At 62.5% G+C, this 26,473-nt stretch carries 22 protein-coding genes and 1 tRNA gene; 10 read left to right on the top strand and 13 right to left on the bottom strand.

Annotation, left to right across the window (positions count from 1 at the left end; genetic code table 11):
- The first annotated feature begins 210 nt into the window (after nucleotides 1-210).
- On the top strand, nucleotides 211-534 hold the full coding sequence (locus QMA15_RS15310; RefSeq protein WP_003942321.1) for a WhiB family transcriptional regulator: 324 nt from the start codon (nucleotides 211-213) through the stop codon (nucleotides 532-534).
- Between the two features lie 5 nt (nucleotides 535-539).
- Here the strand turns inward: QMA15_RS15310 and QMA15_RS15305 are convergent, their stop codons facing one another.
- The 3 genes from QMA15_RS15305 to QMA15_RS15295 all read right to left on the bottom strand — a co-directional run bounded on the left by QMA15_RS15305 (nucleotide 540) and on the right by QMA15_RS15295 (nucleotide 4,322).
- The gene (locus tag QMA15_RS15305; protein WP_192804599.1) at nucleotides 540-1,904 is read right to left on the bottom strand and encodes an AarF/UbiB family protein; all 1,365 of its coding nucleotides are present in this window, start codon (nucleotides 1,902-1,904) and stop codon (nucleotides 540-542) included.
- A 4-nt stretch (nucleotides 1,905-1,908) separates the two neighbouring features.
- A complete protein-coding gene (locus QMA15_RS15300; protein ID WP_279163762.1) occupies nucleotides 1,909-2,820 on the bottom strand; it encodes a hypothetical protein in 912 nt (303 codons plus the stop codon).
- 101 nt (nucleotides 2,821-2,921) lie between these two features.
- The gene (locus QMA15_RS15295) at nucleotides 2,922-4,322 is read right to left on the bottom strand and encodes a zinc-dependent metalloprotease (RefSeq protein WP_024487215.1); all 1,401 of its coding nucleotides are present in this window, start codon (nucleotides 4,320-4,322) and stop codon (nucleotides 2,922-2,924) included.
- 123 nt (nucleotides 4,323-4,445) lie between these two features.
- Between QMA15_RS15295 and QMA15_RS15290 the strand changes: the two genes are divergently transcribed.
- Complete coding sequence (locus tag QMA15_RS15290; RefSeq protein ID WP_279163763.1) at nucleotides 4,446-5,468, top strand: PDZ domain-containing protein; 1,023 nt, start codon at nucleotides 4,446-4,448, stop codon at nucleotides 5,466-5,468.
- A gap of 41 nt (nucleotides 5,469-5,509) precedes the next feature.
- On the opposite strand, the gene QMA15_RS15285 is transcribed toward QMA15_RS15290, so the two are convergent.
- Nucleotides 5,510-6,097 carry a PPA1309 family protein gene (locus tag QMA15_RS15285; RefSeq protein ID WP_279163784.1) on the bottom strand — a complete coding sequence of 196 codons (588 nt, stop codon included), beginning with the start codon at nucleotides 6,095-6,097 and terminating at the stop codon, nucleotides 5,510-5,512.
- Between the two features lie 183 nt (nucleotides 6,098-6,280).
- On the opposite strand from QMA15_RS15285, the gene QMA15_RS15280 reads away from it, so the two are divergent.
- Complete coding sequence (locus QMA15_RS15280) at nucleotides 6,281-9,202, top strand: UPF0182 family protein (RefSeq protein ID WP_020969246.1); 2,922 nt, start codon at nucleotides 6,281-6,283, stop codon at nucleotides 9,200-9,202.
- Nucleotides 9,203-9,291: 89 nt separating this feature from the next.
- Here QMA15_RS15280 and QMA15_RS15275 read toward each other — a convergent pair whose 3' ends face one another.
- Nucleotides 9,292-9,846 carry a transglycosylase family protein gene (locus QMA15_RS15275; RefSeq protein WP_019747833.1) on the bottom strand — a complete coding sequence of 185 codons (555 nt, stop codon included), beginning with the start codon at nucleotides 9,844-9,846 and terminating at the stop codon, nucleotides 9,292-9,294.
- A 450-nt stretch (nucleotides 9,847-10,296) separates the two neighbouring features.
- Between QMA15_RS15275 and QMA15_RS15270 the strand changes: the two genes are divergently transcribed.
- Nucleotides 10,297-10,370: transfer RNA gene (locus QMA15_RS15270), tRNA-Met, on the top strand.
- Between the two features lie 74 nt (nucleotides 10,371-10,444).
- Entirely contained in the window at nucleotides 10,445-11,221 is a 777-nt protein-coding gene (locus QMA15_RS15265; RefSeq protein ID WP_279163764.1) for a lipase, read from the top strand.
- A 4-nt stretch (nucleotides 11,222-11,225) separates the two neighbouring features.
- Here QMA15_RS15265 and QMA15_RS15260 read toward each other — a convergent pair whose 3' ends face one another.
- Genes QMA15_RS15260 through QMA15_RS15245 form a run of 4 tightly spaced genes read right to left on the bottom strand, consistent with a single transcriptional unit; the run spans nucleotide 11,226 to nucleotide 14,669 of the window.
- A complete protein-coding gene (locus QMA15_RS15260; RefSeq protein ID WP_020907137.1) occupies nucleotides 11,226-11,870 on the bottom strand; it encodes a GntR family transcriptional regulator in 645 nt (214 codons plus the stop codon).
- A gap of 47 nt (nucleotides 11,871-11,917) precedes the next feature.
- Nucleotides 11,918-12,988, bottom strand: coding sequence for a 2-oxoglutarate and iron-dependent oxygenase domain-containing protein (locus tag QMA15_RS15255; protein ID WP_279163765.1), 1,071 nt, complete (start codon nucleotides 12,986-12,988; stop codon nucleotides 11,918-11,920).
- Complete coding sequence (locus QMA15_RS15250) at nucleotides 12,985-13,890, bottom strand: ABC transporter permease (RefSeq protein ID WP_020969249.1); 906 nt, start codon at nucleotides 13,888-13,890, stop codon at nucleotides 12,985-12,987. Before QMA15_RS15250 ends, QMA15_RS15255 begins: the two co-directional genes overlap by 4 nt.
- Nucleotides 13,887-14,669 carry an ABC transporter ATP-binding protein gene (locus tag QMA15_RS15245; RefSeq protein WP_279163766.1) on the bottom strand — a complete coding sequence of 261 codons (783 nt, stop codon included), beginning with the start codon at nucleotides 14,667-14,669 and terminating at the stop codon, nucleotides 13,887-13,889. Before QMA15_RS15245 ends, QMA15_RS15250 begins: the two co-directional genes overlap by 4 nt.
- 251 nt (nucleotides 14,670-14,920) lie before the next feature.
- On the opposite strand from QMA15_RS15245, the gene QMA15_RS15240 reads away from it, so the two are divergent.
- The 3 genes from QMA15_RS15240 to QMA15_RS15230 are packed head-to-tail and all read left to right on the top strand — an operon-like array spanning nucleotide 14,921 to nucleotide 18,473.
- Nucleotides 14,921-16,111, top strand: a complete 1,191-nt coding sequence (locus QMA15_RS15240) for a nitrate ABC transporter substrate-binding protein (RefSeq protein WP_230091129.1) — start codon at nucleotides 14,921-14,923, stop codon at nucleotides 16,109-16,111.
- A gap of 15 nt (nucleotides 16,112-16,126) precedes the next feature.
- Nucleotides 16,127-17,104: a 2-oxoglutarate and iron-dependent oxygenase domain-containing protein gene (locus tag QMA15_RS15235; protein ID WP_021334331.1), complete on the top strand. Its 978-nt coding sequence runs from the start codon at nucleotides 16,127-16,129 to the stop codon at nucleotides 17,102-17,104.
- 40 nt (nucleotides 17,105-17,144) lie between these two features.
- On the top strand, nucleotides 17,145-18,473 hold the full coding sequence (locus QMA15_RS15230) for an amidohydrolase family protein (RefSeq protein ID WP_279163767.1): 1,329 nt from the start codon (nucleotides 17,145-17,147) through the stop codon (nucleotides 18,471-18,473).
- 6 nt (nucleotides 18,474-18,479) lie between these two features.
- On the opposite strand, the gene QMA15_RS15225 is transcribed toward QMA15_RS15230, so the two are convergent.
- From QMA15_RS15225 to QMA15_RS15215, 3 genes are all read right to left on the bottom strand, one after another.
- The gene (locus QMA15_RS15225) at nucleotides 18,480-20,114 is read right to left on the bottom strand and encodes an acyl-CoA synthetase (protein ID WP_279163768.1); all 1,635 of its coding nucleotides are present in this window, start codon (nucleotides 20,112-20,114) and stop codon (nucleotides 18,480-18,482) included.
- Nucleotides 20,115-20,287: 173 nt separating this feature from the next.
- Complete coding sequence (locus QMA15_RS15220) at nucleotides 20,288-21,493, bottom strand: acyl-CoA dehydrogenase family protein (RefSeq protein ID WP_003942363.1); 1,206 nt, start codon at nucleotides 21,491-21,493, stop codon at nucleotides 20,288-20,290.
- A 27-nt stretch (nucleotides 21,494-21,520) separates the two neighbouring features.
- Nucleotides 21,521-22,969, bottom strand: coding sequence for an acyl-CoA dehydrogenase family protein (locus tag QMA15_RS15215; protein ID WP_029255064.1), 1,449 nt, complete (start codon nucleotides 22,967-22,969; stop codon nucleotides 21,521-21,523).
- 142 nt (nucleotides 22,970-23,111) lie between these two features.
- On the opposite strand from QMA15_RS15215, the gene QMA15_RS15210 reads away from it, so the two are divergent.
- Together QMA15_RS15210 and QMA15_RS15205 are read left to right on the top strand one after the other, a co-directional pair.
- Nucleotides 23,112-24,218 (top strand): histidine kinase, encoded by a 1,107-nt coding sequence (locus QMA15_RS15210; RefSeq protein ID WP_046378357.1) that lies wholly within the window; start codon nucleotides 23,112-23,114, stop codon nucleotides 24,216-24,218.
- Entirely contained in the window at nucleotides 24,215-24,853 is a 639-nt protein-coding gene (locus tag QMA15_RS15205; RefSeq protein ID WP_046378358.1) for a response regulator transcription factor, read from the top strand. Before QMA15_RS15210 ends, QMA15_RS15205 begins: the two co-directional genes overlap by 4 nt.
- Here QMA15_RS15205 and QMA15_RS15200 read toward each other — a convergent pair.
- Nucleotides 24,847-26,379, bottom strand: a complete 1,533-nt coding sequence (locus tag QMA15_RS15200; protein ID WP_279163769.1) for a multicopper oxidase domain-containing protein — start codon at nucleotides 26,377-26,379, stop codon at nucleotides 24,847-24,849. The two genes, QMA15_RS15205 and QMA15_RS15200, sit on opposite strands and share 7 nt — an antisense overlap.
- Nucleotides 26,380-26,473: the final 94 nt, after the last annotated feature.

The following is a 26,473-nucleotide window of genomic DNA, read 5'->3' as shown; positions in this document are numbered from 1 at the left end:
CTTAAGCCATCGAGGTATTTCTCGGTAGGACACATCCGTTCACTTACGGCCACGGACCCGCAGCCCCTGCGGACCGTGGCCTTTGTGTTGGATACCCCTCTTTATCCGGTTTCCGACTCGGCTCAGGTTCGCACCCATCGAACCCATATCGTGCGACACAGTTTCGCATCCGAGCACTAGGAGACCGAGTTGTCTGCCCAGACAATCCGCGTGGAATCCGAAAACTCCACCACTGCAGTAACTTCCACCGACGTCACTTCGGCTGCAGTCACGTTCATCGAGGTCGCGTCCACCCGCCGCGACCTGCCGTGCCGGGCATCCAACCCCGATCTCTGGTTCGCCGAAGCTCCGGCCGAACTCGAGCAGGCGAAGGCACTGTGCGCGCAGTGCCCCATCCGTTCCCGTTGTCTCAGTGCGGCTCTCGACCGCGCCGAGCCGTGGGGGGTGTGGGGAGGCGAGATCCTCGATCAGGGGGCCGTCATAGCGCGCAAGAGACCGAGGGGGCGCCCACGCAAGCAACTCGTGTGCGCGTGAGAGCCCTATTCGGCGGAGCCGGTGTCATAGTCGGCGGAGCCGGTGTCATCCAGAACCGGCTCCGCGAACCCTGGCAACCAACGAGTCAGGATTTCCATGTACGGGGCATATGCGTCCAACTGGGCGCATATGCCGACCGAACCGAGAAGAACTCGGAAGATCATCAAATACTCGGCCGGAAGGTTGAGTGCACGGGCCGTTCGGAACTGCGCACTGTTGAAGTCAGTGGCGGTTCCGGCGGCCTTTTGCAGCCACGACCGAGTGAAGTGAAATGACTCGGTCTGGATCGGGTCGGTGAAGGGTCGCAGGTAATCCGCGATCTCCTTGTCGGTCACCGTGCGTCCGGGAATCACGAAACCGTTGGCGCGCAACAACTCCGTCAATTCGTCGAATTGTTCCTCGACAGCCAAGCGCACCATCGTGCCGAGAACCCGTGGCAGTCCGTTCGGGAACGGCGCAGCCGCACCGAAGTCGATGACGCCGAGTCGGCCGTCCTCGAGAAGCATGAAATTGCCGGGGTGCGGGTCGCAGTGGAGCAAGCCGACACGGGCCGGAGACGCGAAGTGGAATTCGGCGAGTAGTGCACCGGCAGCATTGCGCTGCTCCGGCGTTCCACTTTCGATGATTCTGGTCAACGGGGTTGCCGTCATCCATTCGGTCACGACCACTTTCGGCGCGCTCGCCACGACGTGCGGGATCACGAATTGGGGATCGCCGTCGAATTCTTTTGCAAAAGCTCGCTGATTGTTCGCCTCGATCCGATAGTCGAGTTCTTCTTCGGTGCGCGCGGTGAACTCCTCGATCACGGGGCGCACATCGACACCGGGCATGACAGAACCGAAGAGACCGGCAAATCTGCCCAAGGTCTTGAGGTCGGCGCGTAGAGCTTCGTCGGCGCCGGGGTACTGAACTTTCACGGCCACGTCGCGGCCGTCCGCCCAGACCGCACGGTGAACCTGCCCGATGCTTGCCGACGCGGTCGGTTCGTCGTCGAACGACTGGAATCGGTCGCGCCATTTGGTTCCGAGTTGCTGATCGAGCATCTTGTGTACTTGCTTGGTCGGCAGCGGCGGGGCGGCGGCTTGGAGCTTGTTCAGCGACTCGCGGTACGGCTCCGCGAATTCCTCCGGAATCGCCGCCTCCATGACGCTGAGCGCTTGGCCCAGCTTCATCGCGCCGCCCTTGAGTTCGCCCAGCACCGCGAACAGTTGCTCGGCGGCCTTCGCGCTCAACTGCGCGTCGATCTCGCCTTTGTCGCCGCCGGCGAGCTTGCGTCCGAAGCCCATGGCGGCGCGACCGGCCATCCCCAGGGGGATGCTCGCGAGTTTGGCAGTACGGGCAGAACTCTTGCGTGGGATCTCGGACACCACACCATCATGTCTGACTGGGGCGTCCTTTGCCCGAAACAGGTGCCAGGTATTGGCAACTGCAAGATATTTGCCGAGGCCAGCGCCTGGTTGTGATCCGATACGGACGGAGCGCGATCTCGAGCGTCGACGACAGACTCGCCGCATGCGTCGCCGTTGTCTCGGATAATGCGGAGTCGATCTCGGCCAGGGCCAGCGCGACACTTGCATGGATCATCGCCGATTCCGCGTGGCCTGCGCTGCCGAGTAGCTGCGCGGACAGATGAAGCCAATGAGGGTCGAGTTCGGATCGGATGATGTCGGCGCATCGCAGGCAACTCGACTGGCCCGGCACGACAAGAGGACCGATCACACCGTTGCCGTCGCGGATGCGGACGGAAAGGTGGGGGAGTCCGCAGCGAACGAGATCGCTGACCAGGCGAGGATCAGTGACAACGTCGTCGGCCAGGACCACCAGTTGTTCGTTCCACGTGCGCACGACGTCGGTGTTGCGATACCCGCGCGAGCGACGCGTGCTTACCCCGCCGGTGACCAGGGCGCGCTCGACGGCGTCCGAGAGCGGACCGACACCGTGGATCCTGACGGACACGATCCTCCTGGCGGCAGTGTGGACGAATCCGGAATCGGTGAGTTGCTCGAGCAACTTCTCCGTCACCGACGTCGAAATCCCGCGCGTCGATGCTTCCCACAGGATGGTCGCGCGGGATCTGGAGCCGTCCATTTTGCGGAGGATCGACTTCACCGCGCGCGCATCGACCCCGACAGGCAGCGTCAGCAGGACGGCACGTCCGGGTGTCCATCCCAGCTGCAGCCGACCGTCCGGGCGCGACAGAACAGCGATCCGCGGGTCCCATCGGGGTCCCGCGGATCGCTGTGAAGTGCTGTTCTGTGTGGTGTCGTCTTGCGTGTCACCGGTCATCGTTCGATGCTGGCACGGCGGGCCGCCGGCGAGTCCGCGTCAGTGACGGTTATCCACAGGACGTCAGCATGGCTGAACTGCGAAAATGTGTCGAGAAGGAATTACTTCTCTTCGTCGTCCTCGCGGGTCTTGTCCATCGCTGCCTCGGCCGCACGCTCTTTTGCCTCGACGGCTTCGAGCTGGGCGATCGGGTCGTCGAAATTGCCGGCTTCGCCGCCGCCGAGGACCCGGGCGACAAATCCGTCCGGTGCGTCGAGATCGCTCGAATCGGGCATGAGGTCGGGATGTGACCAGACGCCGTCACGAGTGTCCATACCGGCTTCCGCGGTGAGCTTCTGCCACAACCCGGCCGCTTCACGGACCTTGCGAGGACGAAGTTCGAGTCCGACCAGCGTCGCAAAGGTCTGTTCGGCGGGGCCGCCGGTGGCACGGCGACGCCGCAACGTCTCGCTCATCGCGGCAACACCAGGCAGTCGCTCGCCGAGTGCGGCGGTGACGACCGTCTCCACCCAACCCTCGACCAGCGCAAGCAGAGTCTCGAGCCGTTCGAGAGCGGCTTTCTGCTCCGGGGTGTTCTGCGGCTCGAACGTGCCCTGCTGCATCAGTGCTTCGAGCTTGCTCGGATCGGTGAGAGCGGACGGGTCGAGGTCCTTGGCAAATTCTTCCATCGCCGAAAAGTCCATCGTGATCCCGCGGGCGTATTCCTCGACTGTGGCGAGAACACGCTGTCGCAGCCACGGAACGTGACTGTAAAGGCGCTGATGAGCTGCTTCCCGCGCGGCGAGGAACACCAGAACTTCCTGATGCGGCTGTTCGAGACCCTCGCTGAACGCCTGAACCGCAGCGGGGAGAAGGGCCGCGGTGCCCTCTGGTCCGAGGGGCAAGCCGATGTCGGTGGAGGAGAGCACCTCGGTGGACAGTTGGCCGAGTGCCTGGCCCAATTGCGAGCCGAACGCGAGTCCACCCATCTGGCCGAGCATGCCCAGCATCGGGCCCGCCATCTGCTGTGCTTCGGCGGGAAGTCCCTGGACCCACATGCCCGCCACCTTCTCGGCCACCGGATCACAGAGTCGCTTCCACGTGTCGATCGTGTTGTCGAGCCAGTCGTTCGGAGTCCAGGCGAGAGTGCGGCTCGCTCCGGCCGGAAGCGTCGTTGCGGCGTCCAGCCACATCTCGGCCAGATGTGCGGCGTCGGCGATCGCCTTGACATTGCCCTCGGTGATCGGTGTAACCGATCCGATCTGTTGGCGTGCCAGCTTCTTGGCGATGTCGTAGTTCACCGGGCCGGAAGTACCGCCCTGGCCCATCGACGAGCCCATCCCGCTCAGCATCTGACCGAACTGGGTGAGCATCTGGCCGAGCTGAGCCGGATCGAATCCCTCACCGCCCGCGCCGAACCCGAACGGCGTGTCACCACCCCCGAACGGATTGCCACCCGCCGCGTTCTTGTCGCGATCGGGATCGTCGTCGGAGTTGGAGAAGCCGAACGGCATATTGCTCATACCTCAACGGTACAAGGCTCGAGCGGTCGGAGTCGCCCTCCGAGTCACGCTGACGGCGAACACGCACGGCGCTCAGGCGGTGCGATCGGTGCTCCGGCGCCTTCGCGCTTTACTCTGGATCAGGTGAATCGACGGATAGTGACGCTCTTGGCCGCACTCGCACCCATCGTCGTGTTGGGAGTCGTCGGAACAATGGTCACTGTTCCTTATGTCGCACTCGGTCCTGGCCCCACCTTCAACACCCTCGGCGACGTCGACGGCAAGCCCGTCGTCGACATCCAGGGGACCGAGATCGATCCCACCGACGGCAACCTCAACATGACAACGGTGTCGGTTCGCGACGGCCTCAACATTTTCGAAGCGTTCGGACTGTGGGCGAGTGGCAGCAACGGACTCGTCCCTCGCTCGGAGATCTATCCGCCCGAGAAGTCGAAGGAAGAGATTCAGCAGGCCAACACCGCCGACTTCCAGCAGTCCGAGGACAGTGCCGAGTTGGCTGCACTGCACTTTCTCGGCAAGCCGGTGGCACTCACTGTCTCGAAGGTGACCCCGGACGGCCCTGCCGCGGGTGCCCTGCAAGAGGGCGACGTCCTGGTCAAGATCGGCGACACTCCGGTAACCACCATCACCGGCGTTCAGGACACGGTCGGTGCGATCGCGCCCGGCACCGCGATCGACGTCACCGTCATTCGCGAGGGTGTGGAGACCGTTGTGCCGGTCACCGTCGGGGCGCGGCCCAACAAGCCCGAATCGGGTTACCTCGGCGTCACGCCCAACGAGGTCCCGGACGTTCCCTTCACCGTACAGTTCAACCTTGCCGACATCGGCGGTCCTTCTGCCGGACTGATGTTCACACTGGCCTTGGTGGACAAGCTGACTCCGGGGGAGCTCAACGGCGGAAAGTTCGTGGCCGGAACGGGCACCATCGACTCCGACGGCGAGGTCGGTCCGATCGGCGGTATCAGGTACAAGTTGATCGCCGCCTCCGAAGCCGGTGCTGAGACCTTCCTCGTGCCGGCCCAGAACTGTGACGAGGCGAAACAGAATGCGCCGGACGGGCTTCGACTCGTCAAGGTCGACAACCTGCCCGGCGCAGTGGACTCACTCGAAAGCCTCAACACGGGCGGCGACGCACCCCGCTGCTGAAACCTGCCTTGCCGAAGACAGGCTCGGTGAGTCTTCTTCTTTCAGTCTTCTTCGACCTCGTCGAGCGTCGCGTACAACGCGTGAACCAGGTGAGGTGCAAGACCGTCGTAGGTGAGCAGTTCCAGGTCGCCGTACGGATCCGCATCGTCGTCGGGACGCATCTGCAGAAGCGACAGCGAAGGACCGTCACGGAGCACGCCGACGAACAGTCGAGCCTCGCGTCGATCGGGATGTGCGTTGGCCGTCAGTCGCGCGACCTCGTCCGCAGCATGCTGATCGGTCAATACCGGCGCCGTGGCGTGATCGAGATCCGATTCCGCCTCGGGCGGCAGGACGACGATCTCCTGAACCAGGATGCAACCCTGCACCGACTCGGGCCAATGCGTCGTTGCCAGGAACTCGTCGAGTGCCCGTGAACCGCCGATGATGTCCTCGGGAAGCGATTCCTGTTCGATCGGTGTGTATTCGGCGCCCTCGGCGAGTTGGTCGAGCAGTCCGGGTTCGGCCGCGGCGAGCATTTCGGTAGGCACCAACGCGTACAGCTTCGGCGGTTGATCCCAGCCTTCGGCGTCGATGTGGTCGACAACTTCATGAACGCACCGGGCGAGGGCACTCGGTGATCTGCTCATATTCTCTTCACTCACACGTTCATCCTCCCACCTTCTGTCCGGCTCCCTGCTCTCCGTGTTGTCAACCCGTGACCGTTGTTACGTAGAGTGGTCGGAAACGGCCAAGTCCACTCGGGCGTGGCCGCAGTGATCGATGCAATCGGTTGCGACGCCACGGCGTCGCCAAATCTTGGAGCGTGGCACGTGGGCATGCGGCCCCCCGCAGGTTTACCCTCTCTGTCCAGACGCAGTCGAATCTTGTTGGTGGTGGCTGTCGTAGTGGCGGCCTTGCTGCTCGTGGGGCCGCGACTGATCGGCATGTACACGGACTGGTTGTGGTTCGGAGAAGTCGGCTACCGCGGTGTCTTCACCAAGGTTCTGCTGACGCGATTCGTGCTCTTCCTCGTGGTCGGAATTGTCGTCGGAGCCATCGTGTGGCTCGCGATGCTTCTCGCGTACCGCGCACGTCCGGTGTTCGTTCCGGTCTCCGGACCCAACGATCCGATCGCGCGCTACCGCACGACCGTCATGTCGCGACTTCGTCTGTTCGGCGTGATCATTCCGGTCGCGATCGGCATTCTCTCCGGTCTCATCGCGCAGGCCAACTGGGTCACGATCCAGTTGTTCCTCAACGGTCAGCCGTTCGGCATCACCGATCCTCAGTTCAACTTGGACGTCGGCTTCTACACGTTCGATCTGCCGTTCTACCGCTTCGTTCTGAATTGGTTGTTCGTCTCGATTCTGCTCGCCTTCGTGGCAAACCTGGTCACCCACTACGTTTTCGGTGGGATCAAGTTGGCCGGGCGCGCTGGGACATTCACGACTGCCGCACGTGTTCAACTGGCTGTCATCGCCGGCACCTTCGTGCTCCTCAAGGCGGTGGCGTACTGGTTCGATCGGTACTCGTTGATGTCGAGTAGTCGTAAGGAACCGACGTTCACAGGTCCGGGCTTCACCGACATCAATGCGGTTCTGCCGGCGAAGCTGATTCTGTTGTCCATCGCGGTCATCTGCGCGTTGGCGTTCTTCGCCTCCATCTTCACGCGGGATCTTCGGATACCGGCCATGGCAGTCGCTCTACTGGTTCTTTCGTCGGTGCTCGTCGGGGCGGTCTACCCGATGATCGTCGAGCAGTTCTCCGTCAAGCCCAATGCGGCGCAGAAGGAGAGCACGTACATCGAACGAAACATCGAAGCGACCCGTCAGGCGTACGGGATCACGGAAGAAAACGTCGACTACGTCGACTATCCGGGAGTTGGCACCAAGCAGCCCCAGGACGTTCCGGCCGACCGGACCACGATCGCGAACACCCGACTGCTGGATCCGACGATCCTGTCGCCGACGTTCACCGCTCAGCGTCAGCTCAAGAACTTCTACGGGTTCCCGCAGACGCTCAACGTCGACCGCTACGAACAGGACGGCCAGTTGCGCGACTTCGTTGTCGCAGCGCGTGAGCTGTCGCCGAACAACCTTTCCGGGAACCAGACGGACTGGATCAACAAGCACACGGTCTACACGCACGGCAACGGTTTCGTTGCGGCCCAGGCGAACGAAGTCACGGCCGTGCAGGGCGACAGTCAGAACAACACCGGTGGTTACCCGATCTACTCGGTCAGCGACCTGACGACCACGCCCGAGAACGAGAACCTCAAGGTGGACAATCCCCGGTCGTACTACGGCGAGGTGATCAGCCAGTCGGACGCCGATTACTCGATCGTCGGTTCCGTCGACGGCGAGGGACCTCGTGAGTACGACACCGACACCTCGAAGTACACCTACACCGGTTCGGGTGGTGTCTCGATCGGCAACTGGTTCAACCGTCTTGCATTCGCGGCGAAGTACACCGAGCGCAACATCTTGTTCTCGAGTGCAATCGGCTCGAACTCGAAGATCATCTTCAAGCGTGATCCGAAGGAAAGGGTCGAGGAGGTCGCGCCTTGGCTGACGACCGACGGCGCTGCCTACCCCGCAGTGGTCGACGGCAAGATGCAGTGGATCATCGACGGCTACACCACCGCCCAGGACTACCCGTACGCGCAGCGCAGTTCGCTCGACGGGTTGGTCGAGGACAGTATCGACCAGACGACCGGGCGCCTCATTCCGCGTCAGGAGTTCTCCTACATCCGTAACTCCGTGAAGGCCACGGTCGATGCGTACGACGGCACGGTCACGCTGTACCAGGTCGACGAGCAGGATCCGGTTCTGAAGGCGTGGATGGGTGTCTTCCCGAACACGGTGAAGCCGAAGAGCGAAATCTCGGACGACCTGCAGGCGCACTTCCGCTACCCGGAAGACATGTTCAAGGTTCAGCGAGAGATGCTGGCGAAGTACCACGTCGACGATCCGAGTGAGTTCTTCACCAACAACGCGTTCTGGTCAGTTCCGAGTGATCCGACGATCGACACGTCGGCCAACCAGCCGCCGTACTACGTGCTGGTGGGCGACAAGGACACCGCGAAGGCGGATTTCCGTCTGACCAGTCCGATGGTCGGGTTCAGTCGTGAGTTGCTGTCGGCCTACATCTCGGTGGCGAACGACAAGGAGAACTACGGCAAGTTCACGGTGCTGCAGTTGCCGACCGATACGCAGACTCAGGGTCCACAGCAGGCTCAGTCTGCGATGACGTCGGATTCGCGTGTTGCTTCGGAAGTGTCACTGCTCAAGCAGTCGAACAAGATTCAGTACGGAAACTTGCTGACTCTGCCGATTGCCGAGGGTGGAATCCTCTATGTCGAGCCTTTGTACTCGCAGCGAAACTCGCAGAACGCGTTCCCTCAGTTGGCGCGTGTACTGGTGAGCTTCAGCGACACCAACGGCATTCGGATCGGCTATGCACCGACCGTCTCCGAGGCGATCAGTCAGATTTGGCCGGGCGCAGGTTCGGCAGCGACGGTCACCCAGCCGGCACCCGATCCGGATACCGGAGCGCAACCGGAAACGCCGACAACTCCGACGGCACCGGCCCCGCCGGCTTCTTCGGATGACGTCACGAAGGCGCTGGCCGAGGTCAATTCGGCAATGGCGGCATTGAAGTCGGCGCAACAGAGCGGTGACTTCACCAGCTACGGTGCTGCGCTCGACCGCCTGCAGAAGGCTGTTGACGCGTACCAGGCGCTGCCGAGGTAAGCGGCGTCAGTTCATGAACAGCAGAAGGCCCACCATCCGATTGGATGGTGGGCCTTCTTGTGTGCTCAGGTGAAGCTGTATGAGCTGAATCAGCGCAGTGCTGCAACGATCGGTGCGTTGGCATCGGAGAGCTGCTGGAACTGTGCGGCGAATCCGTACTGGCCGGCGAGGTCACGAGCGGTGTCGTAAGCCTGCTGTGCGGCGGGCTTGAGCTCGGCCGGGATTTCGACGGCGGGAGCAACTGCGGGTGCCTCGGCGACGGGAGCCGGTGCTGCGGCGGGAGCCTCTTCGACTGCCGGCTCGCTTGCGACGGTCAGACGCTGGCCGCAGACGGGCCATGCGCCGGGGCCCTGGCTCTGCAGGGTGTTCTCGGCGACGCGGATCTGCTCTTCCTTGGAAGCGTTGGCGGGCGAGCCGGTGCCACCGTTGGCGGTCCAGGTGCTCTGCGAGAACTGCAGGCCGCCGTAGTAGCCGTTTCCGGTGTTGATGTTCCAGTCGCCACCGCTCTCGCACTGTGCGACGCCGTCCCAGTTGTGGGTGGCTGCGGAAGCGGTGCCGGTGCTCATGGTGAGGGGCACTGCGACAAGTGCGCCGGCTACTGCCAATGTGCCGAATGCACGCTTGCTGATGCTGGTGTACGTCATGTCGGGGTAAATCCTCTCCGCGCTTGCTGACATCGGCGGGCCTGCGGGTCGGCGATGATGCTGACTTTCCCGGGCGCTTGTCTCTCCGTGTCTCTGCCCCTCGAAGGTTTCGGGGGTTCCGATCCCGCGGGGCAGAGTGGAGCAGCGGCGGGTCGGCGTTCGCCCGGTTGATTCGGGCCGGGACCGACCGTACGGGAGCGCTGAACGAGGGTCGATTCGCGATTTTCCGGACCACCTGGTCTTCTCCCATCCAGGATTTTCGGCGTTTGTGCTGGTAGAGCCTTTCCGATGCCGTTTCGAGGTACGTTCGTTACATGCTTGTTATGTGTTGATGCTCACGGGCATTTTGTGAACCCAGTCACCCGATTCTTCGACTTTCAGGCGTGTATTTCGCTCCAGCGCAGGCGATTTGCGTTCCGTTCATCTGCTCGTGTAACTTTGTCAATGCATCGCGGGGTGGAGCAGCTCGGTAGCTCGCTGGGCTCATAACCCAGAGGTCGCAGGTTCAAATCCTGTCCCCGCTACTAGAAAAAGGACCGCCGCACTGGATTCCAGTGCGGCGGTCCTTTTTTGTGCGCAGCCGTCGTAGGGTGGCGACGTGCGACTCTCGAAGATTCTTTTGGCGATGGCGGTGACTACTTCGCTGGTGGCCACCGCTCTGGCGTTCTCGGCAGGAAGCGCTGCCGCCGGTGGGCGGATCACCGATGCGAAGCGCGTGGTCTTCATCGTTCCAGGGCAGCAGCTCTACAACTCGGGAGAAACGCACCAGGCGACCTACCGCGCCCTCGACGAGGCACTGAGCGCTGCGGGCTACGAGACACATTTCGTCGACGCACCCGGCAAGATGATTGCGGCCGACGCCGAGCTGATTGCCGATTCGATTCGCTCCTACGCTGCCGGCGCTGACTCCGTCGGGGTGATCGCGCACAGTGCGGGTGGACTGAGCTCCCGGTACTACGCGAAGTTCCTCGGTGGCTCCGAAGTAGTGGATTCATTCGTCGCCATCGGTGCTCCGCAGTACGGTAGCCCCGGTGGCTGCGTACAAGGCCCTGCCGACGGTTACGACACCTGCATGTTCTCCGAAGTTCTCACCAAGCTCAATGCCGGTGAGGACACTCCTGGATCTGCCTACTATTCGGTGGTGCAGAGCTCAGGCGAGTGGGCGGACGGTCGGTTGGACGGGGGCCAGTGCCGGGTGTACATCGATGGCGTTGCCGGGGCCGGAACCGGAGCAGACCATCTCACCGAGCTCGAGCATCCAGAGGTCATCTCGGGAGCGATCAGCTCTTTGGGGCGCGACTGTGTCGGTACGTTCGTGGACGAGAACGACGGCGACATCACCTGGCCTGACACGTTGTTCCCGTCATTTCGGTAAAGCTTCAGGTCCGGGTTGTTCGGACGAGTAGACCGGCCACGTGCGCGCTCGCGGCAGTTCTCGCTCCCAAGGCGTCACCCGATTCGATGGCCGCGACTATACGAGCGTGCTCGGTGACGGCGATCCGCCGATTGAGCTCGAGGCTCCACATGTCCGAACGGTAGAGATGTGACTGTCCGTCGAGACGATGTAGGGCTTCACTGAGCGGGTGATTGCATGCAGTCTCACGAATCAAGGTGTGGAACTCGAGGTCCAGAGTCGAATCGCGACGCTGATCCGGCGGGCTCTCGAGAAGTTCGCGTTGCACCTGCACCATCTTGTTCAGCTGTGACACGGTTTCATGCGTGGCATTGGCCGTCGCGTTGAACGCCGCGAGACCGTCGAGTACCTCACGCACCTCGAAGACCGCGCGCAGAGACTCTGCGTCCAGCGAATCGACTTTTGCACCCGCATTTCGGGTGTGGACCGCGATGCCCTCGTAGATCAACTGCTGCACGGCCTCGCGGACCGGCGTTCGACTGACATTGAGCTTGCTCGCCAGCGCGGGAACACTCAGTGGTGTCCCCGGCGCCAGCTCTCCCGAAAAGATCAGTTCGCGAAGCGTCTCGTGCACGGACTCGGTGAGCAAAGCTCGTTCGGTGGTGGTCATCTTGTCCTCACTTCGATCCTGCACGATATCGACGGTACCCGGGAGCGCTATCCGGCGGCGCGCACCCGGTCAGCGCTGCGACTGTCGACGTCGGGCGCCGTCGCGCCTTTCAGTCCGGCCACTTTGGCCGCGATGTTCTCGGCGATCGTGATCGGCGGGTATCCCACCTCGCCCGGTTCGAGAGTCCCTGGCAGTGCTTCGATGACGGCGTCGTAGTTTCCGTCGAAAAAGAATGCGGCAGAGCGACGTCGGATGATCTGACCATCGACGATAGGTGGGTCGACGCGGTGCACTGTCGAGCGCCATCGGTCGTTCGTCCAGCGTGCCATTGCGTCGCCGAGGTTGATCAAGAGTGCGCCGTCGGCAGGTTGGACGTCGTGCCATACGCCATCGGCACTCAGAACTTGAAGGCCCGGAACTTGATCTGCCCACAGGATGGTCAAGATTCCGAAGTCGGTGTGAGCGCCCATTCCCGTCATGTCGCCGGAGATGCGGATCTCGCCCTCAGGCAGTGCGTAGTTGTTCATCTTCATCGCGTCGATCGAATGGTCGAGCATCGAATCGAAGTACTCGGGCGGCAATCCGAGGGCGTCGGTAAAGGCGCACATCAGGATTCGTGCCAAGCCCTGGGCATGACGGAAATACTCTTCGATTGCCGGTCGGAATCCGGGCGCGGCCTCAGGCCAAGTGTTGGCGGCGTAGCTGGACTCGGGTAGGTCGACGCCCGGATAGTCGCTCACCTCTGTGCCCACGACTATTGCTTCGTAGAAATCGTTCATCTGGTTCGCAGCGGCGACGCCCAGGCTCATGCTGAGTGATTCCGACTTCGGTGGCGAGTAGCCACGGTTCTCGGACGAGGGACGGCGATAGTTGTTTTTCACCGTCAGTGGGAGAGCAAAGAAGTCGTCGAGAGCGTCGGCCAGTCCGTCGGTCGCCGATCGTGGAATGCTGTGTCCGACAATCTGTATGAATCCGACCTCCCGGCACGCGCGATCGAGTTGAGCTGCCACTTCCGCACAGGCAGTGCTGTTGGTGGCGTTTGCAGCCGATGCCTCGCCGGTGAGGTACGGGCTGATATCGATCGTAGGGATTTCGAAGGCGGGAATTTCGTGGGTCATTTAAAGTCCTTGCGGCCGGACGTGTGCCACTTACCGACGAGCACACGTGAGAGGAATCCAAAGGCAGAGAAGACGAGGACGCCGAACACCGACGCGATCACGATCGCGGCGATCAGATCCTCGGACTGAAGGCGGCTTCGGTAGACGTCGAGCAGGGTCCCGATCCCGGGTTGTCCTTTGGCGAAGAACATGTCGCCGATGATGGCACCGACGACAACAAGGCCGGAGGCGGTGCGGATGCCGGTGAGAATGGCCGGCATTGCCGCTCGCAGTTCGAGTTTCACCAGTCGATCCCAACGCGAGGCGCGGCCGAGGGTGAAGAGTTCGTGCAGTCCGCGATCGACCGATTGCAACCCGAAGTGTGTGTTGGTGATGATCGGGAAGGCTGCGATGAGAACGCAAACCAGGGTGCGCGCGGTCATGCCGTAGCCGAACCAGAGCCCGATGAGGGGGACGATGGCGAGGATGGGAATGACCTGCAGCACAACGGCATATGGATAGACGATCCGCTCGATCCACTTGGCCTGGCTCATCAGCACGCCGGTTCCGACGCCGACTGCCACCGCGACGACGAAGCCGACCAGCGCAACCTGTGCCGTCACTGCGAGGGCTTCGAGCATGGGAGAGAGGTGTTTCCAGTCGAGTAGCGACTTCGTCAGTACTTGACTCGGCGGCGGAAGGAGAAATCGACGTTCCGGGGAGAGAACGAGGTAGCTGACGATCGACCACGCTGCGACCGCGCCGGCAAGTGAGAGCAGCGGATAGAGCAGGAAGGTGCCGAGCGCTCTCATTCGAGAGGGCCGTCCGGACTGTGCCTGTGCTTGCGCCGTGGTCGCAGAATCAGTACGAACGGCGGTATTGCGTACGGTGGTGCCCTGTTGTACTGCAAGGACTTCGGTCATCGTGAGCTCCCATGGAGGCTGGCCGAGATCTCGGCGACGTGTTCGGTGTATCGGGCGTCGTAGCGCAGTTCCGGGCTACGCGGGTACGGGAAATCGATGTCCACGACCGAATGTATTCGTCCAGGCCTGGCGGTCATGACGACCACCTTGTTTGCGAGGTACACGGCCTCGGATACCGAGTGCGTGATGAACATCGAGGTGAACCCTTTGTCGGTGTAGAGCCTCTGGAGCTCTACCTGCATCTCCAGTCGTGTCATCTCGTCGAGCGCACCAAAAGGTTCGTCGAGCAGCATCACAGCGGGTGCGAGGGTGAGCGCACGCGCCAACGAGACACGCATCTTCATTCCGCCTGACAACGCATTGGGCAGTTGTTTCGCAAAGTCCGCAAGGCCGACTGCGCGGATTGCCTCGTCGGTGCGCAACTTTCGCGCTGCTTTGTCGCCGCCACCGAGTTCAGCCGATAATTCGACGTTGGCCTGCACGGTTCGCCAGGGGAGGAGAGTCGGCTCCTGGAAGATGAAGCCAACTGATTCGGTGTCGAGGGCAACCGCACCACTGGTCGGTCGCTCGAGGCCGGCCGCCATGCGCAACAAAGTCGACTTGCCACAGCCTGAGGGTCCGACCACGGCGACGAAGTCTCCTCGCTCCACGTCCAGATCGATGCCGTCCAGCGCGACAGTGCCGGTATCGAACTTCTTGACGACATCGGAAAAGACCATCTGCATCGGCGCGGTGAGCTTGCGAGCGTCGGCATCCTGCATCGTGTTCGCGAGTTCCATCTGAGCCTCCGGTTCGGTAATGCATGCAAAAGTTCTTCAAGATATAGGAACTATCTTGAATTGCATGTATGTCGCTTAGATTGCTGAATGTAAATGTGAGGTGACATTGCAGGTGAAGCGAGAATCCTGGCGCGCGTTACCTGATGGAAACAACGAGGCGATTGCATGTAATCCACGTGCTGCAGAGTGTGCTCATCGGATCACCCTTCTTGGTTCGCCCACATCCCAATTGTTTTCACGAAGGAGACGCTGTGTATTCAAATCGCAAGGTGCATTCCAATCGCAGAAGTGTGGGAGCGGCGGGCGCGGCACTGGCCATGTGTGCAGCCATCGGATTGACTGCGTGCAGCTCCAGTGAGGCTGAGACGGCGAAAGCCGAATCTCTCGAACCAGCTGCCGAGGCGCAGAACCTTGCGGGTCTCTGTCCGGAAAACGTTGTGGTTCAACTCCAATGGCAGCCACAGTCGGATATGGGAGCGCTCTTCGAGATGCTCGGTCCCGGCTATTCGGTCGACACCGACGACAAGTCCGTCAGTGGGACTCTTGTCGCCGGAGGGAAGGACACCGGAGTCGACCTGACCTTGCGGGCCGGGGGACCGGCAATCGGGTTCCAATCCGTCAGCTCCCAGATGTACGTCGACGATTCCATCACTCTCGGCTTGGTGCACGGGGATCAGGTGATCGCGGCAGCGGCAAGTCAGCCCGTTGTGGCCGTCACGCCATTGCTCAAATACAGCCCGGCAATCCTCATGTGGGACAAAGAGTCTCATCCGGACTGGACGAGTGTTGCCGATATCGGCAAGTCCGACGCGAGTGTCGTCGTTTCCAAGGAGCAACTCTTTCCGCAGTGGCTCGTGGCGAAAGGACTACTGAAGCAGTCTCAGCTCGACACGAGCTACGACGGAGCTCCCTCGCGATTTGTCGGTGACCCGACCATCGCTCAGCAAGGATTCGCGAATTCGGAACCGTACACGTACGAGAAGGAGACGCCGGCGTGGGACAAGCCGGTTTCCTATGACCTGCTGAAAGATTCGGGTTTCGACATCTACGCGTCCAATGTTTCCGTTCGTGCCGACAAGGTCGAGACACTCTCGCCGTGTTTGAGCAAGCTGGTTCCGATCATTCAGCAGGCCACCGCGGACTACATCACTGCGCCGGATACGGCGAATGCTGCCATTGTCGACGTCGTCTCGCAGGACGTGTCGTTCTCTCCCTACACCGAGGGTGAAGCAGCGTTCAGTGCCCAGCTCCTGAAAGAGAAAGGCCTGATCGCGAACGAGGCAGACGGATCCGTCGGCACGTTCGACATGACGCGAGTCGCTCACACCGTCGAAGAACTGAAGCCCATCCTGAACGCCGGGGGTGCGGCGATACCGCAGTCATTGACTGCAGAAGAGATCTACACCGACAAATTCACCGATCGGTCCATCGGAATCCGCTGAAGGAGCTCACAGCAAATGACGTACGACATGACAGAACTCAACCGCGAGACCCGCATGGGTGGCCTGGGCACGGAGACCACCGACCGCGAGGTCCGAAGAATCGATCTCTCGGATTTCGAGAACCGGCGCAGCGAGATCGCCGAGGAGTTGTGGTCGGCAGCGACCGACATCGGATTCTTCCAAATCGTCAATCACGGAATCGATCTGGACCAGGTCCGCGAGGCTTTCGCGGCGGCCGAGCGATTCTTTGCACTGCCCACTGAGGTCAAAGCGCAGTATCCGCTCAAGAAGGGTTTCAACTCCGGCTGGGAGAGCATGACGCAAGTGCGTCCCTCCATCGGAACACCTGATCAGAAAGAGTCCTACCAGGTGACCCGCCCGCATATGGGTGATCTGTGGCCCACTGCAGACGAATTGGGCGGATTCCGCGAAACGATCCTGGACTTCGAAGCCAAGTGCTGGGGCATTGCGATGGACCTGTTGTCGTGCTTCGCCGAGAAGCTGGGATTCGAACGAGACTTCTTCACCAAGGCACATGACCCGTCGGTGGCCACCTACCAGAGCACACTGCGACTACTCCACTACTTCCCCCTTGCCGCCGACGCAGATGTCGAAGGGATGTGGCGTGCCGGAGCACACACCGATTTCGATTGCCTGACATTGCTTTTCCAGCGTGACGGTCAGGGCGGGTTGCAACTGTGCCCGGGCAAGGAGATGGACACCCAGGAATGGACGTCGGTGGTGCCGGCCGAGGAAGCGATCACCTGCAACATCGGCGACATGCTGATGAGATGGAGTGATGACGTCCTGCCGTCGAATTTTCATCGAGTCAAGAGTCCCGGAGTCACCGACTATCGGGGAGCCCGCTACAGCCTCGCGTTCTTCGCTCAGGCGAACCGCGACGTGACCATCGAGGGGCCGGCGGGCAAGTACCCGCCGATCACTGCCGAGGACTACATCGACCAGCGAGTACGCGCGAACTTCGCGCGTTGATCCGTATCCGTTCCGTCACACACTTTCAGGAGAACTGGCGATGACTACCGCGCCCAAGAACATGACCGACGCGATCATCCGGGACGTGACGTTGTACAGCGGCGGGCAATGGCTGACCGGCCGCGACGTCGTCGTCTCGAATGGGGTGGTCGAATCGATCGAGAAGTCGACCGGCACTGCCACACCTGGAAGTGTGGACGGATCGGGGGCGTATCTGATCCCTGGGTTCGTCAACACCCATACGCACCTTCAGCAGTCACTGATGCGTGGGATCGCCGAAGGGACACCGCTTCTCGAATGGCTACTCGCGGTCGCAGAAGAGTCGGTTCAGATCACGCCGGAGCGCGCATACACGGCCACTGTCGCAGCCTCGATGGAGGCATTGCGCAGCGGTACGACGACCCTGGTCGAACACATGTGGCCGCACCCGTCCAGCGAGGTTCACGACGCTGTGATCCGGGCGTTGCACGACACCGGGATTCGTGCGGTGCTGGGACGCGGAACCGCAGACCGGGCGGACAAGACGAGGAAGTGGGGCTTCGATCCGCGGCTCATGCAACCACTCGGAGATGTTCTCGCACATACGGATCAGATGATGCGCGACGTCGGCGGTTCCCGCATTGACGTGGCAGTCGCGGTACCGAACCCGCGTTCGCTGACCCCGGACGGGATGTCGGAAGTGCGTGCGTTCGCGCAGGCTCGCGACCTGACGGTCTCGATTCACCTGCTCGAGACGCAGACCGACAACACGATGTGTACCGAACACGCGGGCATGAACGCGGTCGACTACCTCGATTCCCATGGGTTCTTGTGGGACCGGGTGCTGGCGGTCCACTGCGTCGAACTCGACGACCGTGGTCAGAAGGTGCTGGCGGAGCGCGGCGTCGGAGTGTCGTACAACCCCGTCAGCAACATGCGCCTCGGTAGCGGAATCGCGCCCGTCCCGAGTTTCCTCGACGCGGGGATCGCGGTGGGGTTGGGTGTGGACGGCGCAGCCAGCAACGATACTCAGGACATGCTCGAGACGCTGCGCACCGGCGCCTACGTGCAGCGAGCCGCGCGTGGCCGCGCCGACCTGCTCGGCTTCGAAGCCATGATCGACATCGCATCCGGCGGTGCGAACGCAGCACTCGGTCTGCCGGCCAGGTCTGGCGGGATCTCCGTGGGCGATCCCGCCGACCTCACCATGATTCGGTTCGAACGCGACTTCGGTTGCCTCCCGGTGCGAGATCCGGGCGCGTCCATTCTCACGACGGGCAGTCGTCAGATCGTGGACACGGTGTTGGTTGCGGGCGAGGTCGTGCTCCGCGACGGGCACTCAACTCGCGTCGACGAGGCGGAATTGATCCGGACGCTCAGCGCTTTGTGACTGTGCTCAGTCTTCGCTGATCTCCATCTCGATCAGGACGCGGCGCAACAGCTTTCCGGTGGCGTTGCGGGGAAGCTCGTCGATGAAGACGATCTCGCGGGGAACCTTGTAGCGCGCGAGATTCGACCGGACGTGATCCTTCAGCTCGTCGGAGTTCTGGTCGGCGCCGTGGGCGACGACGATAAACGCTCGCAGGCGGTGCCCGAAGTCGGCGTCCTCGACTCCGATGACTGCCGCTTCCAAGACGTCCTCTCGATCGGCGAGCAGGTTCTCGACTTCGAGCGGGTAGACGTTCTCGCCACCGGAGACGATCATGTCGTCGTCGCGGCCGTCGACGAAGAGGAGGCCGTTGGCGTCGAAGTGTCCGACGTCGCCGGTCGAGAGAAGTCCGTCGATACGTTCCTTGTCACGCCCGTCGGTGTATCCCTCGAAGCTCAGCCCGCTGGCGACGAAGATTCTGCCGATCGTGTGTGGGGTGGTGATCTTCTTGTTGTTCTCGTCGAACAGTTCGACGTGACAGGTCACCGGCGCGCGGCCCGCGGTTCCCGGCGCAATGGTCAGATCCTCGGGAGTCGCGACTGTTGCCACCGCGACCTCGGTGGATCCGTACAGGTTGTAGAGGACGTAGCCGAACGAGGCCGTGACTCGCTTGCACAGATCGGGTGAGAGTGACGAACCTGCCGAGAAGATGATCTTCAGGTTCGACGTGTCGTACTTGGACAGCACGTCGGGACCGAGGTCGATGATGCGAGTGAGCATCGTCGGGACCACGACCAGACTGTCGCACTTGTATTGTGCGACAAGTTTGATCGTGTTCTCCGGGTCGAACTCTCGATGCATGACGACGGTCTGGCCGAGCGCCAACGCGAGAGCGAACTGCGAAACGCCGGTTCCGTGGAAGGCAGGGGCCGCCATCATCATGGTCTGTCCGCGGCGCAACGGCACGCGGTCGAGGAACTGCGCCGACGCGAGAGGGGAGGTGTGGCCACGCGGCGCACCCTTGGGAGTTCCCGTTGTGCCGCTGGTGAGGAGGACGAAGCCACCGTTCTTCTCGGGTGCCGGCACCGACGACGTGGTGCGTCCGGCGATGGCCTCGTCGAGAGTAGCTGCCGTGGAACCGTCCGCGGCCGTGCCCTCTGGCCAGGAACGATAGACGACGACGTCGTCCGGCAAGGCATCGGCGATGTCAGCGAACTCGTCGTCGTAGACGAAGGCGACCACCTTCTCACGCGCTGCGACGTCCACGAGTTGGGGCCGTGCGAAGCCCGTGTTCATGAGAACGAGCTTCGTTCCGTTCTTCGCTGCCGCCAGCATGGTCAGGACCAAGCCTCGATGGTTACGGCACATCGCACCCATGACGGAGTCGGACGTGATGCCGTCGGCCTGCCACGCCCGGACCAACGCGTTGCTCTGACGCTCTAGCTCGGCATAGGTGATGGGTCCGCGCTCGTCGATGATCGCCACCGCGTCGTAGCCGTTCTCGGCGTGTGCATGGACCGGACCGGCAAAGGGTCCGTACTTGTCCACGGCTGCAATGGATTTGAGCCCGCGATCGAGGCGAGGGAACGGGACGAGTCCGGCTCGGAACATGACCCCCGCCGCGCCGATGGTGTCAGTGACCTTGGTGACCAATCCGGGCATACGTGAACCTCTTCCGAGCGTCGTTGTAGGACTGATTACACACTAATGGGCAATCAGGTTTCGGTGGTGAAGTTTCACGATGGCGACCGAGCACTCCGCCCCGCCACCTCGAAAGGTGGCGGGGCGGAGTGTTTCGGGATCGGGTCTGTGCGACCGTCACTTCAGTTCGACCGTCACTTCAGTTCGGCGGACGACTTTCCGAGCAGGCGGCGTGCGACGATCAGCTGCTGGATCTGCTGGGTGCCCTCGAAGATGTCGAGAATCTTCGAGTCGCGGCCCCACTTCTCGAGCAACGGGCGCTGCGAGTAGCCGTAAGTTCCGGCCAACTCGACTGCCTTGAGCGTCACGTCGGTGCCGGTGCGGCCGGCCTTCGCCTTGGACATGGACGCTTCGAGCGAGTTCGGCTTCTTGTTGTCCGCCATCCACGCCGCGCGCAGAGACAGCAGGTACGCGGCCTCCCAGTCGGCTTCCAAACGGATGAACTCGGCTGCAGCTGCATGCTGGTTGTAGACCGGTGTGTCGTAGGAGATCTCGACACCGGCTTCGGTCAGGATGCCGCGCAGTTCTTCGAGAGCCGCGCGTCCGACGCCGACGGCCATGGCTGCAACGAGGGGCCGGGTGTTGTCGAACGTCTGCATGACGCCGGCAAAGCCCTGCTCGACGTTGACCTCCGGGCTGCCGAGGATGTTGTCCGCGGGAATGCGGCAATCCTGGAGCAGGAGTACTGCGGTGTCGGAGGCCTTGATGCCCAGCTTGTGCTCGAGGCGAGCAACGCTCAGGCCCGGTGCGTCACGCGGAACGACGAACGACTTGATGGCCGCTCGGCCCTTCGACTTGTCGACCGACGCCCACACGACGATGTGCGTCGAACGCTCACCGGCGGTGACGAAGATCTTCTCGCCGTTGAGAACCCACTCGTCGCCGTCGAGAACGGCGGTGGTGGTCACTGCGGCGGAGTCGGAACCGAAGCTCGGTTCGGTGATGGCCATCGAGGCCCACACCTTGCCGAAACGTTCGAGCTGTTCGTCGGTGGACACTGCGGCGATCGCGGCGTTGCCGAGCCCCTGGTAGGGGATCGAGAGCATGAGTCCGACGTCGCCCCAAGATGTTTCGAGCGAGTTGAGGAGCGCAGACATGTTGCCGCCGTTGGCGTTGCCACCCTTGGCGCTCGCGTCGGACCGTCCGCCGCTGGCACCGCCGATGTCTCCACCGGAATCGGAGAGGCCTTCGACCATGGCGGCCATGGTGTCGAGCTCGACGGGGTACTCGTGCTCAGCGAGATCGTACTTACGTGAAATGGGTCGGAAGATCTGCGCCGCGACCTGATGTGCCTGGTTCGCTGATGCTTTGAGCTTCTTGGGAAGTTCGAGGTTGATCATCGTGGTTCTCCTGGAAGTTCAGCGGCGTCAGATGAGGACGATGCCCTCGGCAACGCCGATGGCACGGAGGTCGCGGTACCAGCGCTCGACCGGGTGTTCCTTGGTGAACCCGTGTCCACCGAGGAGTTGTACACCGTCGAGGCCGATCTGCATGCCCTTCTCGGAAGCCAGCTTCCGGGCCAGAGCGGATTCGCGAGCGAAGGACAAGCCTTGCTCGGCGCGTGAAGCGCCGCGAAGCGTGACCAGACGCAGTCCGTCGAGTTCGATGCCGATGTTGGCGACCATGAAGGCAACCGCCTGGCGGTGGCTGATCGGCTCGCCGAACGCTTCGCGCTCGTTGACGTACGGAATCACGTAGTCGAGAACTGCCTGGCTGGTGCCGACGGCCATGGACGCCCAACCGAGGCGAGCCAGGCGAATCGCGTCGGCGTATTCGGCCTTACGCTGCTCGGCGTCACCGTCGCCGAGCAGTGCGGACTCCGACACAGCGACGTCGGTGAGGATCAGGCGACCCAGGCCGGCGGCGCGCAGACCCATGCTGGGATCTGCTTCGACGACGAGTCCCTTGGTGTCGGATTCGACGATGAAGAAGGACGGCTTGCCGTCGAGTTCCGCGGCGATGACGAAGAGTTCGGACGTAGCCGCGGCGGGCACCAAGCTCTTGACGCCGTTGAGCTTGTAGCCGCTGGGGGAGCGCACTGCCTTGGTCTGCAGGGCAAACGGATCGAACAGTGCGCGTGGTTCGTTGACCACCACTGCTGCGCCGGGGACCTGCTCGCCGGTGAAGGCCGGAAGGTAGGTCTTCTGCTGCGCGTCGGTGCCCCACTGCGTCAGTGCAACTGCAACACCGCTCGGTGCGAGGATCGGAAGTGCAAGTCCCATGTCTCCGTGCGCAAGTGCCTCGGCAACAAGAGAATTGGTGACTGCGCCGCGATCGGCGGCTGCTCCGTCGAGTTCTTCGGGAACGTTGATCAGCGTGATACCGAGCTCGGCCGCGCGCTTGGAGAGATCGGCGGGGGCCTGAGCTGCGCCGTCGGCGTCGTAGGCCGCGGGACGCAGGATTTCGGCCGCGAACTCACGCACCGTCTCGACGATCATCTTCTGGTCGTCGTCCGGGGTGAGATCGAAGTAGTCGGCGTTCTTGCTCGGGTTGTCGGGCAGGCGCTTGGGTGCACCGTTGCCCGAAACCTTCTGGAATCCTCGAGTGGCGGCACCCAGGGTTTTGAAGCCCGTCTTGGTGCCCTCGTAGGTCACGCGATCGATGGTCTGACGCAGATTGAACTTCTCGGCCAGTTCCGAACCGGTGATCTTGGTAAGCACACGCATGGCTGCGCCCATGGCGTCGCGTTTGATCGGGTTCAGGCCGACGGCGGACGTGTCGCGGGGCGCACCCTTGGCGCCGCCGCGCTGCGCGCCCGATTCGCTGCGCTGAGCGCTCTTGTCGGGGGCAACACTGTCTTGCTTGGTCATGATCACCAGCTGTTTCTCGGTGTTGGGGCGTTGGACGATTTTTATCTTACTCATCAGTAAGGTCTGTTGTCGAGAAACCGCGAAATGATGCGCGTCATAGGCTCGAGGGGTGAGCCGGACAGAGGTGCCAGATCGGATACAGCGATATATGCGCTACGCGCCGTTGGTGGTGGTCCCGTGCCTGTTGATCGCCAGCACGTATCCGGGGGAGTATCGAGTTCCCGTCACCTACTGGATACTGTCGATGCTGTCGGCGCTCGCCTTCGTCGCCGGCCGTCGATGGCCGGTCTTCGCGTCCCTGGCCATCTCGGCGCTCGCCGTTCCGATGTTCGTCGCCGACGCCTGGGGGCTGTCCGAACTTGTTCCGTATCTCGGGGCTGTCGCCGTCGTCGACGTCACGATGCGGGCCGAGCGCAGAGAAATGGTTGCCGTATCGGCAGCAGGATGGTGCGGTTCGGTGCTCGCGGGGATCTGGTTCGAATCTCACGAAGCATTCTTCTCGGTCACCACGGCTGTGAAAGTGCTTGCGTACGTGGGGTTGCCACTGCTGCTCGGACTGTATCTGCGCTCGCAGCGTGAATTGGCCGCGAACAATCTTGCGCAGACCCGCGCTGCGGAGCGCAGTGCGCTCGCCCGCGAACTGCACGACCTGGTTGCACACCACATGGCATCGATCGTCCTGAGAATCGGCGTGGCTCAACATGTCTTGGCGCCCCAGGATGAGGCCGTGCGTGAGGTCCTCGCGGATGTGCGTGCGACGGCGTCGGATGCGTTGGCCGATATCCGTCGGCTTCTGGTCGCACTTCGTGATCCTTCGCTCGGTGAGGTCGCTCTGGTCGAGCCGGATGCCGTCGACGCGGAAATCGGGGCGGCGATAGATCGTGTGCGTGCGGCGGGTTTCGAGGTGCAGTCGGTCTTCGACACGCAGGGGAATGCCGAGTCAGGCGCAGCCGATCTCGATGCGATCGGCAGGCTGACGCTGTTGCGGGTGATTCAGGAATCACTGACCAACGTCATGAAGCATGGCGACAAAAAGGGGCTGGTATCGGTCTCGGTCGGTCGCGATGACAACCGGGTCCATGTCAGGGTTGTCAACGACGTCGAGGGATCGCCCCGGAATGCAGGTCATGGCCTGGTGGGAATGCAGGAGCGCGCGGAGTTGGTCGGCGGCGAGATGACCGCCGGCACGAACAGTGACGGGAAATGGGAAGTGCACGTGAGTATTCCACTGGTTGTCTCGGGCGGTGTCTCGTGATCAGCGTGCTGATCGTCGACGACCAGCGACTGGTGCGCGCCGGTTTGCGGATGCTGTGCGCGGCAGCCGAGGACATGGCCGTTGCCGGTGAGGCGTCGAACGGCGTCGAGGCGGTGGCACTCGCTGCCGAATTGGACCCCGACGTGATTCTGATGGACTTGAGAATGCCCGGGCTGGACGGGATCGGTGCCACGCAGCAGATCGTCAAGGCCGGTCGTCGAGCGCGCATTCTCGTGTTGACCACCTTCGACGACGACGATCATCTGTATCCCGCACTCGCCGCGGGGGCTTCGGGGTTCTTCGTCAAGGACACCGAACCCGCCGAGCTGCTCGGCGCCATTCGGCGGATCGCCGAGGGCGAGATGGTGTTCACTCCGGAACTTCTCCGCCGCGTTGTGGATCGCGCGGTGATCGGTGGTGTCGCAGACACTGCGGTGACAGAGAGGGTTCCGCTGACCGATCGCGAATCGCAGGTCCTCGCACTGGTGGCAGAAGGGAAGAGCAATCAGGAGATCGCGGACACGCTGCATCTGGGTGTGACCACGGTGAAGACGCACGTGGCGAACCTGATGTCGAAGACCGGTTGCGACAATCGGGTTCGCCTCGCTGTGTACTACTTGCAGAACTTTCAGTGACCGGAGTGCGAACCGGGCATCGGTATGTCCATCGGCATGTCCATCTGCATCGGAGCCGCCTTCTGTCCCGGTTCGAGGACGAGGAATTGGCCCATCATCCCTTGGTCCTCGTGCATCAGCAGGTGGCAGTGGAACATGTACGGGAACGTGGGATCGGTGTACTCGGACCACTGCAGTGCGACGCGAACCCTGCTGCCCGGCGGTGTGTAGACGGTGTCCTTGAGTCCGCGCAAGTGCGGCGGGGGAGTGCGACCGTCGACGTCGAGGATCTGGAACTGTACGTCGTGGACATGGAAATTGTGTGGCCAGTTGTCCTTGTTGGTGATCGTCCACACCTCGGTCGCGCCGACCTCGGCCTCGAAGTCGATGCGGTTCATGTCCATTCGTTGCCCGTTGATCATGTACCACTGCAGATCGAAGGTTCGGGAAACGCTAGCCTTCGACGGATCGAGACGCGGTAGTACGGCCAACTGCGCCGGGAGAGTCGACCGTGACGTGCGGCTGGCAACCCCCCGCAGTTCGATGATGTCGAAGCGGTCGTTCATGCCGAAGTTCTCGGCGTCGGAGGAACTCACGCCACCGCCGTCCTCGATCGGGAACGACACCAGTGTGGTCGTCGCACCGGGGTCGACGCGAACCACGATCTCGGCTCGTTCACCGGGGCTGAGCTGAATCCGCTTGATCGCAATCGGTGATTCGAGCAGTCCGCCGTCGGTGGCAATCAGATCGAACGTGCGGTCGTCGGGGAACCCCAGGTTGTAGAGACGGCCGGAAGAGCCGTTCAGGATGCGCAACCGGACGACCCCGGTGGTGACGTCGAGGTAGGCGTCGGAGATGCCGTTGGTGACGATCGTGTCGCCGAGCAGGCCGATGTCGGTCGGATCTGATTCGTCGAAGCTGCCGTCGGCGAGGAATCGACGATCCTGGATTATCAGCGGAACATCGTCGACACCATAGGTTTTGGGGATGTCCAGCGCCCGCGTGTCGGCATCGTCGATCAGGAACAGTCCGGCGAGACCGCGCTGCACGTGCCGTTCGGTGGATCCGTGCGGGTGTGGGTGATACCACAGCGTCGACGCCGGCTGGCCGATCGTCCACGCCGGTTCCCAGCGTCCGCCGGCTTCGATGGTCTGGTGCGGGCCACCGTCGTATCTTGCGGGCAGATGCATGCCGTGCCAATGGACGGTCGTGGCCTCTGCCAGTGTGTTCTCGATCGTGAATGCGACAGACTCTCCGCGTTCGGCGCGGACGGTGGGCCCCAGAATGGATCCGTTGAAACCCCAAGTGTCGGTGAGTTTTCCCGCGACGATCTCGGTGGTCCCGGCACCGGCACGAAGTGTGAAGTGGCGAACACCTGCGTCGTCGACGGTGGATTCGGCAAGCGGCGGAATCGGTAGCGGACGCGAAGTTCCGGCCACCGCCAACGTGGCGCTCTTCGCTGCCGGGTCGGCGCCGCAGCCCACCGCGAGCCCGAGGGGCGCTGCGGCCAGACCGAACAGAATCGTGCGCCTGGAAATCCGGTTCATCGTTCTCCTGGAAGTAGTGCGTGATCAACTACTTCCAGTCAACGGGCCGAGATGTCGTGCCGAATCCTGCCGACGGGCCTGTCGGAACTCCTCC

Source organism: Rhodococcus sp. APC 3903 (assembly GCF_030407755.1).
Lineage (GTDB): Bacteria > Actinomycetota > Actinomycetes > Mycobacteriales > Mycobacteriaceae > Rhodococcus_F > Rhodococcus_F erythropolis.
The sequence above is the reverse complement of the archived record's forward strand: the minus strand, read 5'-3'. Positions and strand labels throughout refer to the sequence as shown.

Bases quoted from the DNA above. Each gene is read 5' to 3' on its own strand.
- QMA15_RS15300 (WP_279163762.1), bottom strand. From the start codon at position 2,820: ATGACCGGTGACACGCAAGACGACACCACACAGAACAGCACTTCACAG.
- QMA15_RS15295 (WP_024487215.1), bottom strand. From the start codon at position 4,322: ATGAGCAATATGCCGTTCGGCTTCTCCAACTCCGACGACGATCCCGAT.
- QMA15_RS15285 (WP_279163784.1), bottom strand. From the start codon at position 6,097: ATGAGCAGATCACCGAGTGCCCTCGCCCGGTGCGTTCATGAAGTTGTC.
- QMA15_RS15275 (WP_019747833.1), bottom strand. From the start codon at position 9,846: ATGACGTACACCAGCATCAGCAAGCGTGCATTCGGCACATTGGCAGTA.
- QMA15_RS15260 (WP_020907137.1), bottom strand. From the start codon at position 11,870: ATGACCACCACCGAACGAGCTTTGCTCACCGAGTCCGTGCACGAGACG.
- QMA15_RS15255 (WP_279163765.1), bottom strand. From the start codon at position 12,988: ATGACCCACGAAATTCCCGCCTTCGAAATCCCTACGATCGATATCAGC.
- QMA15_RS15250 (WP_020969249.1), bottom strand. From the start codon at position 13,890: ATGACCGAAGTCCTTGCAGTACAACAGGGCACCACCGTACGCAATACC.
- QMA15_RS15245 (WP_279163766.1), bottom strand. From the start codon at position 14,669: ATGGAACTCGCGAACACGATGCAGGATGCCGACGCTCGCAAGCTCACC.
- QMA15_RS15235 (WP_021334331.1), top strand. From the start codon at position 16,127: ATGACGTACGACATGACAGAACTCAACCGCGAGACCCGCATGGGTGGC.
- QMA15_RS15230 (WP_279163767.1), top strand. From the start codon at position 17,145: ATGACTACCGCGCCCAAGAACATGACCGACGCGATCATCCGGGACGTG.
- QMA15_RS15225 (WP_279163768.1), bottom strand. From the start codon at position 20,114: ATGCCCGGATTGGTCACCAAGGTCACTGACACCATCGGCGCGGCGGGG.
- QMA15_RS15220 (WP_003942363.1), bottom strand. From the start codon at position 21,493: ATGATCAACCTCGAACTTCCCAAGAAGCTCAAAGCATCAGCGAACCAG.
- QMA15_RS15210 (WP_046378357.1), top strand. From the start codon at position 23,112: ATGCGCTACGCGCCGTTGGTGGTGGTCCCGTGCCTGTTGATCGCCAGC.
- QMA15_RS15200 (WP_279163769.1), bottom strand. From the start codon at position 26,379: ATGAACCGGATTTCCAGGCGCACGATTCTGTTCGGTCTGGCCGCAGCG.